This is a genomic window from Streptomyces sp. NPDC111507 (genome assembly GCF_055638955.1).
In genome coordinates this window covers 224775-241955 of the sequence record NZ_JBVKBU010000001.1, presented here as the reverse complement: position 1 = coordinate 241955, position 17181 = coordinate 224775, and the positions used below count along the sequence as shown (strand labels likewise).

General features: G+C 69.4%; 13 protein-coding genes. 7 read left to right on the top strand and 6 right to left on the bottom strand.

The features are described 5' to 3' along the window. Positions 1-28: 28 nt before the first annotated feature. The 5 genes from uvrB to ACZ7M2_RS01070 all read left to right on the top strand — a co-directional run bounded on the left by uvrB (position 29) and on the right by ACZ7M2_RS01070 (position 7488). Complete coding sequence (uvrB, locus tag ACZ7M2_RS01090) at positions 29-2158, top strand: excinuclease ABC subunit UvrB (RefSeq protein WP_352046464.1); 2130 nt, start codon at positions 29-31, stop codon at positions 2156-2158. A gap of 159 nt (positions 2159-2317) precedes the next feature. After that, a complete protein-coding gene (locus ACZ7M2_RS01085; RefSeq protein ID WP_067364093.1) occupies positions 2318-2896 on the top strand; it encodes a TerD family protein in 579 nt (192 codons plus the stop codon). A gap of 45 nt (positions 2897-2941) precedes the next feature. Beyond that, positions 2942-4960, top strand: coding sequence for a TerD family protein (locus ACZ7M2_RS01080; RefSeq protein ID WP_471593640.1), 2019 nt, complete (start codon positions 2942-2944; stop codon positions 4958-4960). Positions 4961-5244: 284 nt separating this feature from the next. Beyond that, positions 5245-6261, top strand: coding sequence for a TerC family protein (locus ACZ7M2_RS01075; RefSeq protein ID WP_471593639.1), 1017 nt, complete (start codon positions 5245-5247; stop codon positions 6259-6261). A gap of 126 nt (positions 6262-6387) precedes the next feature. Beyond that, on the top strand, positions 6388-7488 hold the full coding sequence (locus tag ACZ7M2_RS01070) for a calcium:cation antiporter (protein WP_471593638.1): 1101 nt from the start codon (positions 6388-6390) through the stop codon (positions 7486-7488). Between the two features lie 47 nt (positions 7489-7535). Here ACZ7M2_RS01070 and ACZ7M2_RS01065 read toward each other — a convergent pair whose 3' ends face one another. Next, the gene (locus tag ACZ7M2_RS01065; protein WP_471593637.1) at positions 7536-8837 is read right to left on the bottom strand and encodes an MFS transporter; all 1302 of its coding nucleotides are present in this window, start codon (positions 8835-8837) and stop codon (positions 7536-7538) included. Between the two features lie 263 nt (positions 8838-9100). On the opposite strand from ACZ7M2_RS01065, the gene aroQ reads away from it, so the two are divergent. Continuing rightward, a complete protein-coding gene (gene aroQ, locus ACZ7M2_RS01060; protein WP_471593636.1) occupies positions 9101-9574 on the top strand; it encodes a type II 3-dehydroquinate dehydratase in 474 nt (157 codons plus the stop codon). A gap of 1 nt (position 9575) precedes the next feature. On the opposite strand, the gene ACZ7M2_RS01055 is transcribed toward aroQ, so the two are convergent. The 5 genes from ACZ7M2_RS01055 to ACZ7M2_RS01035 all read right to left on the bottom strand — a co-directional run bounded on the left by ACZ7M2_RS01055 (position 9576) and on the right by ACZ7M2_RS01035 (position 13860). Continuing rightward, complete coding sequence (locus ACZ7M2_RS01055) at positions 9576-10328, bottom strand: amino acid ABC transporter ATP-binding protein (protein WP_471593635.1); 753 nt, start codon at positions 10326-10328, stop codon at positions 9576-9578. After that, a complete protein-coding gene (locus tag ACZ7M2_RS01050; protein ID WP_471593634.1) occupies positions 10325-11251 on the bottom strand; it encodes an amino acid ABC transporter permease in 927 nt (308 codons plus the stop codon). Before ACZ7M2_RS01050 ends, ACZ7M2_RS01055 begins: the two co-directional genes overlap by 4 nt. Then, positions 11248-12132 carry an ABC transporter substrate-binding protein gene (locus tag ACZ7M2_RS01045; RefSeq protein WP_471593633.1) on the bottom strand — a complete coding sequence of 295 codons (885 nt, stop codon included), beginning with the start codon at positions 12130-12132 and terminating at the stop codon, positions 11248-11250. The genes ACZ7M2_RS01050 and ACZ7M2_RS01045 overlap by 4 nt, the downstream gene beginning before the upstream one ends. Positions 12133-12504: 372 nt before the next feature. Next, the gene (locus tag ACZ7M2_RS01040) at positions 12505-13161 is read right to left on the bottom strand and encodes an MBL fold metallo-hydrolase (RefSeq protein WP_352048609.1); all 657 of its coding nucleotides are present in this window, start codon (positions 13159-13161) and stop codon (positions 12505-12507) included. 9 nt (positions 13162-13170) lie between these two features. Beyond that, the gene (locus ACZ7M2_RS01035) at positions 13171-13860 is read right to left on the bottom strand and encodes a maleylpyruvate isomerase family mycothiol-dependent enzyme (RefSeq protein WP_471593632.1); all 690 of its coding nucleotides are present in this window, start codon (positions 13858-13860) and stop codon (positions 13171-13173) included. 223 nt (positions 13861-14083) lie between these two features. On the opposite strand from ACZ7M2_RS01035, the gene uvrA reads away from it, so the two are divergent. Then, the gene (uvrA, locus tag ACZ7M2_RS01030) at positions 14084-17125 is read left to right on the top strand and encodes an excinuclease ABC subunit UvrA (protein WP_471593631.1); all 3042 of its coding nucleotides are present in this window, start codon (positions 14084-14086) and stop codon (positions 17123-17125) included. The last annotated feature ends 56 nt before the right edge of the window (positions 17126-17181 follow it).

Below are 17181 nucleotides of genomic sequence, written 5' to 3'. Positions count from 1 at the left end.
GTCAGTGCGGGGTCGTACGGTGGAACCCATGCGGCCCGTATCAAAGATCGAACGTTCGGTGGCGCCCTTCGAGGTCGTCAGCCCCTACCAGCCGAGCGGCGACCAGCCGGCGGCCATCGCCGACCTGGAAAAGCGCATCCGCGCGGGTGAGAAGGATGTCGTCCTGCTGGGCGCGACCGGCACCGGCAAGTCCGCCACCACCGCGTGGATGATCGAGAAGCTCCAGCGCCCCACGCTCGTCATGGCACCGAACAAGACGCTGGCCGCCCAGTTGGCCAACGAGTTCCGCGAGCTGCTGCCGAACAACGCGGTCGAGTACTTCGTCTCGTACTACGACTACTACCAGCCCGAGGCCTACGTCCCGCAGTCGGACACCTACATCGAGAAGGACTCCTCGATCAACGAGGAGGTCGAGCGCCTGCGCCACTCCGCGACCAACTCGCTGCTCACCCGCCGCGACGTCGTGGTGGTCGCCTCGGTCTCCTGTATCTACGGCCTCGGCACACCGCAGGAGTACGTCGACCGGATGGTCAGCCTCAAGGTCGGCGACGAGATCGACCGCGACGACCTGCTGCGCCGCTTCGTCGATATCCAGTACACGCGCAACGACGTGGCGTTCGCCCGCGGCACCTTCCGGGTCCGCGGCGACACCATCGAGATCTTCCCGGTCTACGAGGAGCTCGCCGTCCGCATCGAGATGTTCGGCGACGAGATCGAGGCGCTCTCCACGCTGCACCCGCTCACGGGTGAGGTCATCAGCGACGACAACCAGGTCTACGTCTTCCCGGCGTCCCACTACGTGGCCGGCCCCGAGCGCATGGAGCGCGCGGTCAACGACATCGAGAAGGAACTGGGTGAGCGCCTCGCCGAGTTGGAGAAGCAGGGCAAGCTCCTGGAGGCCCAGCGCCTGCGCATGCGTACGACGTACGACCTGGAGATGCTCCGCCAGATCGGCTCCTGCTCCGGCGTCGAGAACTACTCGATGCACTTCGACGGCCGCGAACCCGGCTCCCCGCCGAACACGCTGATCGACTACTTCCCGGACGACTTCCTGCTCGTCATCGACGAGTCGCACAACACCGTGCCGCAGATCGGCGCCATGTACGAGGGTGACGCCTCCCGCAAGCGCACCCTCGTCGACCACGGCTTCCGGCTGCCCTCTGCCCTGGACAACCGCCCTCTGAAGTGGGAGGAGTTCCAGGAGCGCATCGGCCAGACCGTCTACCTGTCGGCGACGCCCGGCAAGTACGAGCTCTCCCGCGGGGACGGCTTTGTCGAGCAGATCATCCGCCCCACCGGTCTGATCGACCCCGAGGTCGTCGTCAAGCCCACCGAGGGCCAGATCGACGACCTGGTGCACGAGATCCGGGCACGCACCGAGAAGGACGAGCGCGTCCTGGTGACCACGCTCACCAAGAAGATGGCCGAGGACCTCACCGACTACTTCCTGGAGCTCGGCATCCAGGTGCGCTATCTGCACAGCGACGTCGACACCCTGCGCCGTGTCGAGCTGCTGCGCGAGCTGCGCTCGGGCGAGTTCGACGTCCTGGTCGGCATCAACCTGCTGCGCGAGGGCCTCGACCTGCCCGAGGTCTCCCTGGTGTCGATCCTCGACGCCGACAAGGAGGGCTTCCTGCGTTCGGGCACCTCGCTGATCCAGACCATCGGCCGCGCGGCGCGCAACGTCTCCGGCCAGGTCCACATGTACGCCGACCGGATCACCCCGGCGATGGAGAAGGCCATCGAGGAGACCAACCGCCGCCGGGAGAAGCAGGTCGCCTACAACGAGGAGCGGGGCATCGACCCGCAGCCCCTTCGCAAGAAGATCAACGACATCGTGGCTCAGATCGCCCGCGAGGACATCGACACGGAGCAGTTGCTCGGCTCCGGATACCGCAAGGGCAAGGACGGCAAGGGAGCCAAGGCCCCCGTGCCCTCGCTCGGCGGCAAGGCGGCCAAGTCCGCCAAGGGCAAGGCCAAGGAGACGGTGCCGACCGACCGCCCCGCGGCCGAACTCACCGGGCAGATCGAGGAGATGACGGAGCGGATGCGGGCCGCCGCGGCCGACCTCCAGTTCGAGATCGCGGCACGGCTGCGCGACGAGGTGTCCGAGATGAAGAAGGAGCTGCGCCAGATGAAGGAGGCGGGCCTGGCCTGAGGCCCCGCCTACCGTGCCGGACCTCGGTGGATGCGCGCTGTGTTGCAACACCGACACAAAGCGCGCCCCAGGGTTCGGCACGGTCGCCGGCGCTGCGTAGGGTGCTGGACATCCGCGGACTCCGCGGCAACAGGGGACAGCTCGAGAGGGGAACAGCGCGTGACGGTCAACATGACCAAGGGTCAGGCCATCAGTCTGCAGAAGAACGACGGGGGCACCCTGACCGCGGTGCGCATGGGGCTCGGCTGGCAGGCGGCTCCCCGGCGCGGCCTGTTCGGCTCGCGCACCCGGGAGATCGACCTCGACGCGTCCGCCGTGCTGTTCGCGGACAAGCAGCCCGTCGACGTGGTGTTCTTCCGTCACCTCGTCAGCGACGACGGATCCGTGCGGCACACCGGTGACAACCTGGTCGGCGGCGTGGGCCAGGGCGGCGACGACGAGGCGATCCTCGTCGACCTCCAGCGCATCCCGGTCCACATCGACCAGATCATCTTCACCGTGAACTCCTTCACGGGCCAGACGTTCCAGGAAGTGCAGAACGCGTTCTGCCGTCTGGTCGACGAGACCAACGGCCAGGAGCTCGCCCGCTACACGCTCGCGGGCGGCGGCCAGTACACGGCGCAGATCATGGCGAAGGTGCACCGCGCGGGCCCCGGCTGGCAGATGACGGCCCTGGGCACACCGGCCAACGGCCGTACCTTCCAGGACCTGATGCCCGCGATCCTGCCGCACCTGTAGGCAGCGCGGCGCCCGGCACACGAAGCGACACGGGGGGACAAGGCGATGACGGCCGAGCTGGTCCGGGGGCAGAACCACCCGCTCTCCCAGGCCCGTCTTGAGGTCCGCGTATCGGCCGGCCGGCCGATCGTGGCCGGGGCCACGCTGAGCGACGAGCAGGGCAGGGTCCGGGGCATCGAATGGGTGGCTCACCCGGGCGCGCCGACCCTGCCCGGACTCGAGGTCTCCAAGCAGGCGGCGGCCGACCACCGTCTCGCGTTCGACCTGGACGCCCTGCCGGGGACCGTGCACCGCGTCAGCGTGCTGCTCGCACTGCCGACCGGTGTCGGTGGCCCTGTCCGGTTCGGGGCCGTCGCCGCCCCCTTCGTCGCCGTCACCGGCCTCGACGGCTCCGAGGTCGCGAGCTACACCATCACCGGCCTGGACGCGGAGTCGGCCGTCGTCGCCCTGGAGCTCTACCGCAGACAGGGCGTCTGGAAGGTACGCGCGGTCGGCCAGGGGTACGCGGGCGGCCTCGCCGAACTCCTCACCGACCAGGGCCTGTCCGAGGCCCGGCAGCTCGCGGGCAGCATCAACGAAGCGGTGGCCCAGGGGCTGGCCCGCTCGGTGTCGGCACCCCCGCCGCGTACGGCGGACACGGATCGCTCACGACAGGCGGCCGCCTCGGCGCCGGGACCGGACCAGCCGTACCCCGGACCGCAGGGCGCCTCCGGGACCGTACCGCCGCAGTCCCCGTACGACGCGCCGGGTCCGCAAGGAGCCACGGTGCCGCAGTCGGGCTACCCGGGAGGCCCCGCGCAGCCCGACCCCTCCGCCGTCACCCAGCCGTCCGCCCCGACGGGCGGCCCGGTCAACTACAGCCACCCCGGCAGACAGGCCGCCGCGCCGCCCCCGCCTGCGCCGACCGCACCACCGGCCGCGCCGGGGCAGCCCGCCCAGCCCGTCGCCGGTGACGCGACCGGCTGGTCCATGGAGGAGCGGCTCTACAACCAGGTGTGGGGCATGTTCGAGGACCTGGCGCGCACCACGGCCGCGTATCGCAGCGCCGTCGACTTCGCCGACTCGCGCCTGGAGCAGGAGCTCGACCAGGTCCTGTCCGACCCGCGCAGCCGGATCGGCGGGCAGGGCGACGCCGCGCGTGAGGCCGCCCAGGCCAAGCGGGCGGGCCTGGTCGACCAGGCCCGCGCCGCGCTCGACCGGGACCTCGCCCAGCTCGCGGCCGAGGCCGATGTGGTCGAGCCCGCGCTGCCCGCGGCGTACGCGTCCTGGGACAACCCGGTCTGGCACGGCTACCGGGTGCCCATGGAGATCCCCATGGCCCTGCGCCTCGGCGGCCTCCGGCTGCCCGAGAGCGAGAACCTGAGCATCCCGATGCTGGTCCGGCTTCCGCTCGAACGTGGCCTGTGGATCGACAGCGGACGCGCCGGCTTCGACGACCCGCTCGCCGACTCCGACGAACTGCGCCGACTCGCCATGGACACGGCAGTGGCACATGCCGCCCGGCTGCTCGCCGTCTATCCCGCGGGTGAGTTCACGGTGCATGTGATCGACCCGGCCGGTTCGGGAGCCTCGTGTCTCGCGCCGCTGGTGCGTTCCGGAGTGCTCGACGCTCCGCCCGCCGCCGGGGCCGCCGGGGTGGGCGAGGTGCTGGCCCGGCTCACCCAGCGTGTCGACCTGATGCAGATGGCGGTGCGTGGCGGCGTGGCCGACTCGCTGCCGCCGGACCTCGACACCGCCGAACAACTGTTGATCGTCAACGACTTCCCGCACGGCTTCGACGACCGCGCCGTGACGCAGTTGCGCTATCTCGCGGACGAGGGACCGGCCGTCGGCGTCCATCTGATGATGGTCGCGGACCGGGAGGACGCCGCCGCGTACGGGCCGTTGCTCGATCCTCTCTGGCGTTCGCTGTTGCGACTCACCCCGGTGCCCGACGACCATCTCGCCGACCCGTGGGTGGGACACGCCTGGACGTACGAACCCGCGCTCGTCCCGCCGGGCAGTCAGGTGCTCCAGCAGGTGCTTTCCCAGGTGGCGGCGGCCCGCCGCGCATGGAATCGCTGACCCCACAGAGGACTTTGCCAAGCATCAGTAAAACCATCTGACCAGGTAGTTTGGTCTTTCTTTTACCAATCGCTTTACCTTTCCTTGGTGTTTCAGGTACTGTTTTCCGTACGGAGGGGAGTACTCCCTACCAGTAGCGGCGTTCCCGTCAATACGGATCCGACCAGATCCCGGGGCGTCGGCCCGTGGACCGCGGACGCATCACGCGTCCCCTCGGTCGCGGGTGGAAGAGACCTCCGGCAGCGACGACGCTGGTATTTGCCGTTACGACTGCCGGAGGCGCAGTGGATGTTTCCGTGACCCTTTGGGTCCTCACGATCGTGGGCCTCGCCGCCCTCATCGCGGTCGACTTCTTCATCGGTCGCAAGCCGCACGACGTATCGATCAAGGAAGCCGGAATCTGGACGATCGTCTGGATCGCTCTGGCCGGACTGTTCGGCCTGGGACTGCTCCTGTTCTCCGGCGGCCAGCCCGCCGGCGAGTTCTTCGCCGGCTTCATCACCGAGAAGTCGCTGAGCGTCGACAACCTCTTCGTCTTCGTCCTGATCATGGCGAAGTTCGCCGTGCCGACGCAGTACCAGCAGCGGGTACTTCTCGTCGGCGTCCTCATAGCGCTCGTCCTGCGCACGATCTTCATCGCCGCGGGCGCCGCGATCATCTCCAACTTCGCCTGGGTCTTCTACATATTCGGCGCGTTCCTCATCTACACGGCCTGGAAGCTGATCCAGGAGGCGCGGGCCGACGAGCCGGAGGAGGAGTTCGAGGAGAACAAGCTGCTCAAGGCCGCCGAGAAGCGCTTCGGTGTGGCTGACCGGTATCACGGCACGAAGCTGTGGATCCAGCAGAACGGCAAGCGCGTCATGACGCCGATGCTGGTCGTGATGCTCGCGATCGGCACCACGGACGTACTCTTCGCGCTCGACTCGATCCCCGCGATCTTCGGCCTGACCCAGGACCCGTACATCGTCTTCACGGCCAACGCGTTCGCGCTGATGGGTCTGCGCCAGCTGTACTTCCTCATCGGTGGCCTGCTCAGGAAGCTGGTCCACCTCAGCTACGGCCTGTCCGTCATCCTCGGCTTCATCGGCGTCAAGCTGGTGCTGCACGCACTGCACGAGTCCGGCGTCCACGTTCCCGAGATCTCCATCCCGGTCTCGCTCGGGGTGATCTGTGTGGTCCTGGTCGTCACGACGATCACCAGTCTGATCGCCTCCAAGAAGCAGGCGGCGCTGCAAGCGTCCGAAGGCGCCTCGGAGACCCCGACGTCCGAGAAGTCCCCGACGAACAGCATCGACGTCTGATCACGTCGGAGGCGGCGACAGCCGCCTCATGGCGGGGTGCGCGGCGTAGGGCCGCGCACCCCGCCAGGTGTTCGCTCGGGCGGCCATCGGAATGCGGGGCCCGTCCGCGCCTGCGACGATCGCTGCATGATCGTTCGGCTCCGGTCACTCCTGACGCAGTGGACGGCCGTCGTGCCCGTGGTCGCGGTGGTCCTGCTGGCCTTCACCTGGGGGCGCGACCTGCCCGCCGCGATCGTCGCACTGGTGACCCTGGTCCTGGCCGGGGCGGTGCTGGCCGCGGTCCACCACGCCGAGGTGATCGCGCACCGGGTCGGTGAACCCTTCGGGTCTCTCGTCCTGGCCGTCGCCGTCACGATCATCGAAGTGGCGCTCATCGTCACCCTGATGGTGGACGGCGGCCCGAAGAGCTCGACGCTCGCCCGTGACACGGTGTTCGCGGCCGTGATGATCACGTGCAACGGCATCGTGGGACTGTGCCTGCTCGTCGCCTCCCTGCGTCACGGGCTCGCCGTCTTCAACGCGGAGGGCACCGGCGCCGCCCTGGCGACCGTCGCGACGCTGGCCACGCTCAGCCTGGTCTTCCCGACCTTCACCACCAGCAAGCCGGGCCCGGAGTTCTCCACGGTCCAGCTCACCTTCGCCGCGCTCGCCTCACTCGTCCTGTACGGCCTGTTCGTGACGACCCAGACCGTGCGGCACCGCGACTACTTCCTCCCGATCACCCGTCTGGGCGAGGTGATCGACGTGGACGAACACGCGGACGCCCCGTCCGCCCGTGCCGCTCGGATCAGCCTGGGCCTGCTCGCTCTGGCCCTCGTCGGAGTGGTCGGCCTCGCCAAGGGCGTGTCGCCCACCATCGAGTCCGGCGTCGAGGCGGCCGGTATGCCGCAGTCCGTGGTCGGTGTGATCATCGCGCTGCTCGTGCTGCTTCCGGAGACCATCGCCGCGGTCCGGTCGGCACGCCGCGACCGGGTGCAGACCAGTCTGAACCTCGCCCTCGGCTCCGCGATGGCCAGCATCGGTCTGACGATTCCCGCGGTCGCGCTGGCGTCCGTCTGGCTCTCCGGACCGCTCGTACTCGGCCTCAGTTCCACCCATATGGTGCTGCTCGCGCTCACGGTGGTCGTGAGTTCCCTGACGGTCGTCCCGGGACGCGCGACCCCCCTCCAGGGAGGTGTCCATCTGGTGGTGTTCGCGGCGTACTTGGAGCTGGCGGTCACTCCCTAACCGACGCTCAGCCGGTGGAGCCACCGCTCAGCCGGTGGAGCCGCCACTCATTCCGTGGCCGGGGCGACGGTCATCCGGGGCACCGGCCGGGTCTCCGGCAGCAGTGCGAAGCACCCGAGGCTGAACAGGGCGATCCCCGTCAGATACGCCGCCACACCCCAGGGCACCCGCTCTCCCTCGGCGACCGCCGTCGCCACGATGGGCGTGAGCGCGCCGCCCAGCACCCCGCCCAGGTTGTAACCCACCGCCGCCCCCGTGCAGCGCACCCGAGGCTCGTACAGCTCCGGCAGATACGCGGCGATCACGGCGAACATCATGATGAACGCGAGCAGCGCCACCAGGAAGCCCAGGAACATCAACAGGGGTTCGCCGGTCGACAGCAGCGCGATCATCGGGAACATCCACAGTGCCGAGGCCGTACACCCCGCCAGACACAGCGGCCGCCGTCCGTAGCGGTCGCCGAGAAGGGCCATCACGGGGGTGAGGGAGCCCTTCACCACCACGGCCGCCATGATGCAGGACAGCATGACGGTACGGCTCACCCCGAGCCGCTCGACGCCGTACGCGAGCGCCCAGGTCGTCACCGCGTAGAACACGGCGTAGCCCACCGCGAGTCCACCGGCCGTCAGCAGGACGAGCCGCCAGTGGTCGCGCAGCACCTCGGCGAGCGGCACACGCGCGTGGTCCTCCATTTCGAGGAAGCTGGGGCTCTCCGCGAGCGAACTGCGCAGCCACAGCCCCGCGGCGGCGAGCAGGCCCGCCGCCCAGAACGGCACGCGCCACCCCCATGCCGCGAACTGTGCGTCGGACAGCGTTGTCGACAGCACCAGCATCACGCCGTTGGCCAGCACGAACCCCAGGGAAGGGCCGATCTGCGGAAAGCTCGACCACAGTGCGCGCCGCTCGGCGGGCGCGTGCTCCGCGGTCAGCAGCACCGCCCCGCCCCACTCCCCGCCGAGCCCGAGCCCCTGAAGGAAACGCAGTACAAGAAGGAGCACGGGAGCGGCCGTACCGATCGAGTCGAACGTCGGCACGCACCCGACCGCGACGGTCGCGGCGCCGGTCAACAACAGCGAGGCGACGAGCACCGGACGCCGTCCGCGCCGGTCCCCGATGTGCCCGAACAGCATCGAGCCGAGCGGGCGGGCGACGAACCCGACGCCGAACGTCGCGAAGGCCGCCAGCGTTCCCGCCAGCGGTGAGAAGGTCGGGAAGAACAACGGTCCCAGGACCAGGGCGGCCGCGGTCCCGTAGACGAAGAAGTCGTAGAACTCGATGGCCGTTCCGGCGAGCGAGGCGGCCGCGAGCCGGAGCATGGAGGGCGCCCTTACGGTGTGTACGTCGTGCATGCCGCGTCAACTACCCACGGTGACGGACGGTTACGGGGGCGCGCGGGAGCATGGTGCGCGTCGGCGGCTGATCGCGATGCGCCGGAGCGGCCTGACCTCGTACTGCACCGAGCGGGTCTCGTCACGGAACGGCGGGTGTCATCAGGGAAAGGCGGGTCTCATCACGGATTGGACGGCCCGTCACCGCCGCGCCGTAGCGTGATAGACCGGGTCCGAGCAGCGGTCCGCAACGGGCCGGCAGATCTGGAAGGACCGGAGGAACCGTGCCCCGCACCCTCGCCAACGCCCCGATCATGATCCTCAACGGGCCCAATCTGAACCTCCTCGGGCAGCGTCAGCCGGAGATCTACGGCTCGGACACGCTCGCGGACGTGGAGGCCCTGTGTGCCAAGGCAGCCGCCGCGCACGGCGGCACGGTGGACTTCCGCCAGTCCAACCACGAGGGCGAGCTGGTGGACTGGATCCACGAGGCGCGCCTGCACCATGCCGGGATCGTGATCAACCCGGCCGCGTACTCGCACACCTCCGTCGCGATCCTGGACGCGCTCAACGTCTGTGACGGCCTTCCGGTGGTGGAGGTCCACATCTCCAACATCCACCAGCGCGAGGCGTTCCGGCACCACTCGTACGTCTCGCAGCGGGCCGACGGGGTCATCGCGGGGTGCGGGGTCCAGGGGTACGCGTTCGCGGTGGAGCGGGTGGCGGCGCTGGCGGGGACGGGACAGGCGCAAGCCTGACTCAGAGCCGCCCCGTCTCCACGATCCGGCGCAGGAACCGCTGGGTGCGCTCCTGCCGCGGGCTCCCGAAGAGCTCCTCGGCCGTGCCGCGTTCGAGGACCACACCGCCGTCCAGGAAGCACACCTGGTCGGCGACCTCGCGGGCGAAGCCCATCTCGTGCGTGGCCAGCACCATGGTCATCCCCTCGTCCTTCAGGTCCCGGACGACGGACAGGACCTCACCCACGAGTTCCGGGTCGAGGGCGGCGGTGATCTCGTCGAGGAGCAGCAGCCGGGGACGTACGGCCAACGCGCGGACGATCGCGGCCCGTTGCTGCTGGCCGCCGCTCAGCCGGTCGGGATACTCGCCCGCCTTCGCACCGAGGCCGAGCCGGTCGAGCAGCTCACGCGCGTGTGCCTCGGCCTCCGCGCGGCTCACACCGTGCACGCGGCGCGGGGCGAGCGTGATGTTCTCCAGTACGGTCATGTGCGGGAAGAGGTTGTACGCCTGGAAGACCACGCCGATCCGACGGCGTACGGCGTCGTGGTCGGCCCGCGGGTCGGTGATCTCCTCGTCGTCCAGCCAGATCGCGCCGTCGTCGATCTCCTCGAGGAGGTTCGCACAGCGCAGCAGGGTCGACTTGCCGGAGCCGGAGGCGCCGATCAGCGCGGTCACCGTGTGCGGGGCGACCTCCAGGTCGACGTCCCGCAGGACGACGGAGTCGCCGAAGGTCTTGCGGACGGATTCCATCCGCAGCACCGGTGTGCCGGTCATATGGTCCCTCCCTGGGCCCGCTGACGGTCCATCCGGGCCGTGATCCAGTCCGTGAAGCGGGTCATCGGAATGGTCAGCGCGACGAAGACCAGTCCCGCGACGATGTACGGCGTGTAGTTGAGGCTGCGGCCCACGATGATGTCGGCGGCCCGCACCGCGTCGACCGCACCGCCGATCGACACGAGCCCGGTGTCCTTCTGGAGGGACACCAGGTCGTTGAGGAGCGGCGGCACCTGGCGGCGTACCGCCTGGGGGAGGACGACGTAGCGCAGGGCCTGCCGGTTGGTGAGCCCGAGCGAGCGGGCCGCGGCGCGCTGCGAGGGGTGGACGGACTCGATGCCGGCGCGGAACACCTCGGCGACGTACGCCGAGTACGTCAGCGTCAGCGCCGTACCGCCCAGGAGGACCGGGTCCACGGTCACGCCCTGCAGCCGCAGCGCGGGGACGCCCAGGACCACGATCATCAGGTTGATGATGAGCGGGAGGCCGCGGAAGAAGTCCGTGTACGCGGCGGCCAGCGCCCGTACGGGGAAGAACACCGGGCCGCGCAGGGTGCGGGCGATGGCGATCAGCATGCCCAGGACGAGGACCGCGGCGCCGCATATCAGGAGCAGCCGTACGTTCATCCACAGCCCTTCCAGGACCTTGGGGAACGCCTCGCGCGCGTACTGCCCGTTGAAGAACGTCTCCTTGGTGCGCGACCAGCCGGGCGCGTTGACGACGACGAGGTACAGCACGACGCCGGTGACCAGGGTGGAGAGCGCGGCGATCGCCGTCGCGCGGCGGGCGCGGGCGCGCTTGTGACGCTCCCGTTCGATCCGCCGCCGCGAGGGGACGTACGCCTCGGGCATGTCGCCCTCACCGGAGCCCGCGCCCGGCTCCTTTCCCGGCTCCCCTTCCGACTCCTCCTTGGTGACGGTCACTTGAGCACCGGAGCGTCGACGGCCTCGGACAGCCACTGCTTCTCGATCGAGGCGAGCGTGCCGTCCTGGCGCAGAGCGTCCACGGCCTTCGTCACACACGGGGTCAGGGCGCTGCCCTTGTCGAGGACGAGTCCGAACTGCTCCGGCGTGCCGCCGGTGTTCTCGAACTGTCCGACGATCTTGGCGGCGGTCACCTCGGCCGCCGTGATGTAGAACGCGGTCGGCAGGTCGACCACGATGGCGTCGACCTGGCCGTTCTTCAGAGCGGACTTGGCCTGGTCGTTCTTCGCGTACGCGGCCGGCTGCCGGGTCGGCTTCACCACGTCGTCGATGTAGTTCAGGCTGGTGGTGCCGACCTGGGCGCCCAGCTTGACGCCCTTGAGGTCCGCGATGCTCTTCGCCTGCGCGGCCTTGGAGCCCTTGAGCGCGATGACGGCCTGGCGGACGTCGTAGTAGCCGGACGAGAAGTCCACCGCCTCCTTGCGCTCGGCGCTGATCGACACCTGGTTGATGTCGAAGTCGAAGGTCTTCACGCCGGGCGCGAAGGCCTTGTTGAAGGGGACGGTCTGCCAGACGACGTCGCTCTTGTCGTAGCCGAGCTGCTTGGCCACGGCGTACGTGACCGCGGACTCGAAGCCCTTGCCGTTCGCGGGCTTGTCGTCCTTGAACCACGGCTCGTACGCGGGCTCGTCGGTGGCGATGGTCAGCTTGCCGGACGTCCGGGTGCCCAACGCGCCCTTCGCGCAGGCTTCCCCGGTTGTCCCGGAGGCCTTGGCGGAGGCTTTGTCCTCCGGCTGCGGGGCACAGCCCACGGCGACGGCAAGCAGGGCGACGGTGGCGGCGGACGCGGCGCGGCGCAGGGTGCGTTGGGCGAGATGCATGGCGGGAGAGTGACAGCGAGGCATGCCGTTTGTCGAGGTCACAACGGCAAAAGTCCGCATAGTGGGAACGTGTGTTGCGGTCGCGTGAACGCTCGATGAGAAGAGCCGCTGAGCGGCCTGCCGACGGCTTTGCCGGGGCCGCCGGCCGAGGGCGGGGATCAATGGGCCGGCGGCCCGTTTCGCGTCAGGAGCCGTCGACCTGAGCGGGGCTGCTTCCAGTGGACTGCACCACCGCACGCGCCGGGAGCGCGCGCAGGGCACCGGCGCGTGCGCTCCATTCACACGGGGCGCGTGTTCGCGGACTTCACGCCCCCGGCCGGGGTTCGTCGTACGACCCGGACCGGTCGGGTTCGTTCGTCGTGCGGTCCGGAGTCACCAGCCGCGCGCGTGCCACTCCGGAAGGTGCGGGCGCTCGGCGCCCAGCGTCGTGTCGTTGCCGTGCCCCGGGTAGACCCAGGTCTCGTCCGGCAGTGCGTCGAAGATCTTCGTCTCGACGTCGTGGATGAGGCTGGCGAACGCCTTCGGGTCCTTGCGGGTGTTGCCCACGCCGCCGGGGAAGAGACAGTCCCCCGTGAACACGTGCGGGTGCCCGTGCGGGTCGTCGTAGACGAGGGCGATCGAGCCCGGTGTGTGTCCCACGAGGTGGCGCGCGGTGAGCTCCACGCGCCCCACCCGGATCGTGTCGCCGTCGCTCACGAGGACGTCGGTCGGCACGGGGATGCCCTCGGCGTCGTCCCGGCCCGCGTAGGTGCGGGCGCCGGTGGCCACCACGACCTCCGCGAGCGCCTGCCAGTGGTCGCCGTGCTGATGTGTGGTGACGACGGACGCGATACCGTCGTCACCGATCAGCGTGAGCAGGGTGCCGGCGTCGTTGGCCGCGTCGATCAGCAGCTGCTCGTCGGTGGCCCGGCAGCGCAGCAGATAGGCGTTGTTGTCCATCGGGCCGACCGCGACCTTGGAGATCATCAGGTTCTGCAGCTCGTGCACATCGGCAGGTCCGCCGACCTTCACCGCTCCGCTGTAGGTCATGACGGCAGCCTATAGCGGGGGGAGCGTGGGGAGTGGCCCGCCATCGACGCTCAGCCCCGAGCCGTCGCGCCGTCCGCAGAGCCAGCCGAGCAGCGCCGGTGCGGAACCGGTCACGGTGACCTCGGGTCCGCCCTCGGCATCGCGTCCCGTGCTCCACGCGCGCGTGGTGTCGGTGACCCGTGTGGAGGGCACCTCGGGGTGCCCCCTGAACCGATCGGCGAGGAACGCGATCTCCCGTTCCACGAACTCCTCCGGGAGATCCTCGAGCTCGTACCCGATCCCCAGGTCCACGTGATGCAGCTCGACCTCGCCCCAGCGCCGGAACGGCACCCGGGCCGCGGAGTCCGTGACCCCGTTGCGCAGCTCCACCGTGCGCGACCAGTCCGCGGGCGCCGCCCCCGCGTCCTGGAACCGGGCCGCGCTCTTCCGCAGGTCCGCGAGCTGTCCGTCCAGGGGGCGCGGCGCGTCCCGCTCGATGTCGGCGTCCCGGGCTTCCCCGGAGACGTACATCGGGCGTCCGTCGAGGACGTTCACGAGCGCGTCCGCGTTACGGGAGAGGTGGGCCAGCACATGGCCGCGGCTCCAGCCGGGCAGCCGTGACGGCTCGGCCGCGGAAGCGTTGTCCAGTTCGGCGGCTGCGTTGAGCAGCCGTTCGGTCGCGTCATGTACAGACGCCAGGTCGCGCGCATGATCCATCATGCGGCCGACCCTAGCCCCGCCACACGTTCGGGTGAAGGTGGTCGGCCATGCCCGCAAATCGAATGCACGTGCTATACCCTCGACTGTGGCGTCGGGCATGCTGGATGGCCCGGGATTGTTGTGAACCAGGGAAAGCAACCGGCGCTGTCAGTGGCTCCCCCTAGTCTGGGAAAGACGGGGGCCTCGGCCCCTGTCACTTCTCTCAAGAAAGGTGCGGACCGGCGTGGCCGACCGTCTCATCGTCCGTGGAGCGCGCGAGCACAATCTGAAGAATGTCTCGCTCGACCTCCCGCGCGACTCGCTCATCGTCTTCACGGGCCTGTCGGGGTCGGGCAAGTCCTCGCTGGCCTTCGACACGATCTTCGCCGAGGGACAGCGGCGTTACGTGGAGTCACTGTCCTCGTACGCCCGGCAGTTCCTCGGTCAGATGGACAAGCCGGACGTCGACTTCATCGAAGGCCTCTCCCCGGCGGTCTCCATCGACCAGAAGTCGACCTCGCGCAACCCGCGCTCGACGGTCGGCACCATCACCGAGGTCTACGACTACCTGCGTCTGCTCTTCGCGCGCATCGGCAAGCCGCACTGCCCCCAGTGCCGCCGCCCCATCACGCGCCAGTCGCCGCAGGCCATCGTCGACAGGGTTCTGGAACTGCCCGAGGGAAGCCGCTTCCAGGTGCTTTCGCCGCTGGTGCGCGAGCGCAAGGGCGAGTTCGTCGACCTCTTCGCCGATCTCCAGACCAAGGGGTACAGCCGGGCCAGGGTCGACGGTCAGACGATCCAGCTCACCGAGCCGCCCACGCTGAAGAAGCAGGAGAAGCACACCATCGAGGTGGTCGTCGACCGCCTCACGGTGAAGGACTCCGCCAAGCGCCGCCTCACCGACTCCGTGGAGACCGCCCTCGGGCTCTCCGGCGGCATGGTCGTGCTCGACTTCGTCGACCTCCCCGAGGACGACCCCGAGCGTGAGCGCATGTACTCGGAGCACCTGTACTGCCCGTACGACGACCTGTCGTTCGAGGAGCTGGAGCCCCGCTCCTTCTCCTTCAACTCGCCCTTCGGCGCCTGCCCCGAGTGCACCGGTATCGGTACGCGCATGGAGGTCGACCCCGAGCTGATCGTCCCGGACGAGGACAAGTCCCTCGACGAGGGCGCCATCCACCCCTGGTCGCACGGGCACACCAAGGACTACTTCGGGCGGCTCGTCGGAGCCCTCGCCGACGCGTTGGGATTCCGGACCGACATCCCCTTCGCCGGTCTCCCGCAGCGCGCCAAGAAGGCCCTGCTCTACGGCCACAAGACGCAGATCGAGGTGCGCTACCGCAACAGGTACGGGCGCGAGCGTGTCTACACCACCCCCTTCGAAGGGGCCGTCCCCTTCATCAAGCGGCGGCACAGCGAGTCCGAGAGCGACGCCAGCCGCGAGCGCTTCGAGGGCTATATGCGGGAGGTGCCCTGCCCCACCTGTGAGGGCACCCGCCTCAAGCCGCTCATCCTCGCCGTCACCGTCATGGAGCAGTCGATCGCGGAGGTCTCCGCGATGTCGATCAGCGACTGCGCGGACTTCCTGGGCAAGCTGAAGCTCGACGCGCGCGACAAGAAGATCGCCGAGCGCGTCCTGAAGGAGGTCAACGAACGGCTGCGCTTCCTGGTCGACGTCGGCCTCGACTACCTGTCGCTCAACCGCGCGGCCGGCACGCTCTCCGGCGGCGAGGCCCAGCGCATCCGCCTGGCCACCCAGATCGGCTCCGGCCTCGTCGGCGTCCTGTACGTCCTCGACGAGCCGTCCATCGGCCTGCACCAGCGCGACAACCACCGGCTGATCGAGACCCTGGTCCGGCTGCGAGACATGGGCAACACGCTCATCGTCGTCGAGCACGACGAGGACACCATCAAGGTCGCCGACTGGGTCGTCGACATCGGCCCCGGCGCGGGTGAGCACGGCGGCAAGGTCGTGCACAGCGGCCCCTTGAAGGAGCTGCTCGCCAACCCCGAGTCGATGACCGGCCAGTACCTGTCGGGCAAGAGGGAGATCCCGCTCCCGGACATCCGCCGTCCCGCCGACCCGGGCCGCAGCCTCACCGTGCACGGCGCCCGTGAGAACAACCTCCAGGACATCGACGTGTCCTTCCCGCTGGGCGTGCTCACGGCGGTCACGGGTGTCTCCGGTTCCGGCAAGTCGACGCTGGTCAACGACATCCTGTACACGCACCTGGCGCGCGAGCTCAACGGCGCCCGGAGCGTTCCCGGGCGGCACACGCGCGTGGACGGCGACGACCTCGTCGACAAGGTCGTGCACGTCGATCAGTCGCCCATCGGCCGCACCCCGCGGTCGAACCCGGCGACGTACACCGGAGTCTTCGACCACGTCCGCAAGCTGTTCGCCGAGACGACCGAGGCGAAGGTGCGGGGCTACATGCCCGGCCGCTTCTCCTTCAACGTCAAGGGCGGCCGCTGCGAGAACTGCTCGGGCGACGGCACCATCAAGATCGAGATGAACTTCCTGCCGGACGTGTACGTCCCCTGCGAGGTCTGCCACGGGGCGCGCTACAACCGGGAGACCCTGGAGGTCCACTACAAGGGCAAGTCCATCTCCGAGGTCCTCGACATGCCGATCGAGGAGGCTCTCGGCTTCTTCGAGGCCGTCCCCGCGATCGCCCGCCACCTGCGCACGCTCAACGACGTCGGTCTCGGTTACGTCCGGCTCGGACAGTCCGCGCCGACGCTGTCCGGTGGCGAGGCCCAGCGTGTCAAGCTCGCCAGCGAGCTGCAGAAGCGTTCCACGGGCCGCACGGTGTACGTGCTGGACGAGCCGACCACCGGTCTGCACTTCGAGGACATCAGCAAGCTGATCACGGTGCTCTCCGGTCTGGTCGACAAGGGCAACACGGTCATCGTCATCGAGCACAACCTCGACGTCATCAAGACCGCCGACTGGGTCGTCGACATGGGCCCGGAGGGCGGCAACGGCGGTGGTCTCGTGGTCGCCGAGGGCACGCCCGAGCAGGTCGCCGGGGTTCCGGCCAGCCACACCGGCAAGTTCCTGCGCGAGGTCCTGGGCGCGGACCGGATCAGCGACGCCGCCTCCGTACCGGCTCCCCGCAAGGCGGTGGCCAAGAAGGCGGTCGCGGCGAAGTCGACGGCCAGGAAGACGACCACGAAGGCCGTGAACAACACGGCCACGAAGAAGGCCGCCGCGGCCGCCGGCACGACGGCCACGAAGAAGGCGACCCCCGCGAAGAAGACCACGCGGGCACGCAAGGCCTGATCCGGCCGGGCGGGACGGGCCCGACACATCGCGAAGACCACGGTGCCCCATGGGAA

Bases quoted from the DNA above. Each gene is read 5' to 3' on its own strand.
- ACZ7M2_RS01055 (WP_471593635.1), bottom strand. From the start codon at position 10,328: ATGACCGGCACACCGGTGCTGCGGATGGAATCCGTCCGCAAGACCTTC.
- ACZ7M2_RS01035 (WP_471593632.1), bottom strand. From the start codon at position 13,860: ATGATGGATCATGCGCGCGACCTGGCGTCTGTACATGACGCGACCGAA.
- uvrB (WP_352046464.1), top strand. From the start codon at position 29: ATGCGGCCCGTATCAAAGATCGAACGTTCGGTGGCGCCCTTCGAGGTC.
- ACZ7M2_RS01065 (WP_471593637.1), bottom strand. From the start codon at position 8,837: ATGCACGACGTACACACCGTAAGGGCGCCCTCCATGCTCCGGCTCGCG.
- ACZ7M2_RS01040 (WP_352048609.1), bottom strand. From the start codon at position 13,161: ATGACCTACAGCGGAGCGGTGAAGGTCGGCGGACCTGCCGATGTGCAC.
- ACZ7M2_RS01045 (WP_471593633.1), bottom strand. From the start codon at position 12,132: ATGCATCTCGCCCAACGCACCCTGCGCCGCGCCGCGTCCGCCGCCACC.
- ACZ7M2_RS01080 (WP_471593640.1), top strand. From the start codon at position 2,942: ATGACGGCCGAGCTGGTCCGGGGGCAGAACCACCCGCTCTCCCAGGCC.
- ACZ7M2_RS01070 (WP_471593638.1), top strand. From the start codon at position 6,388: ATGATCGTTCGGCTCCGGTCACTCCTGACGCAGTGGACGGCCGTCGTG.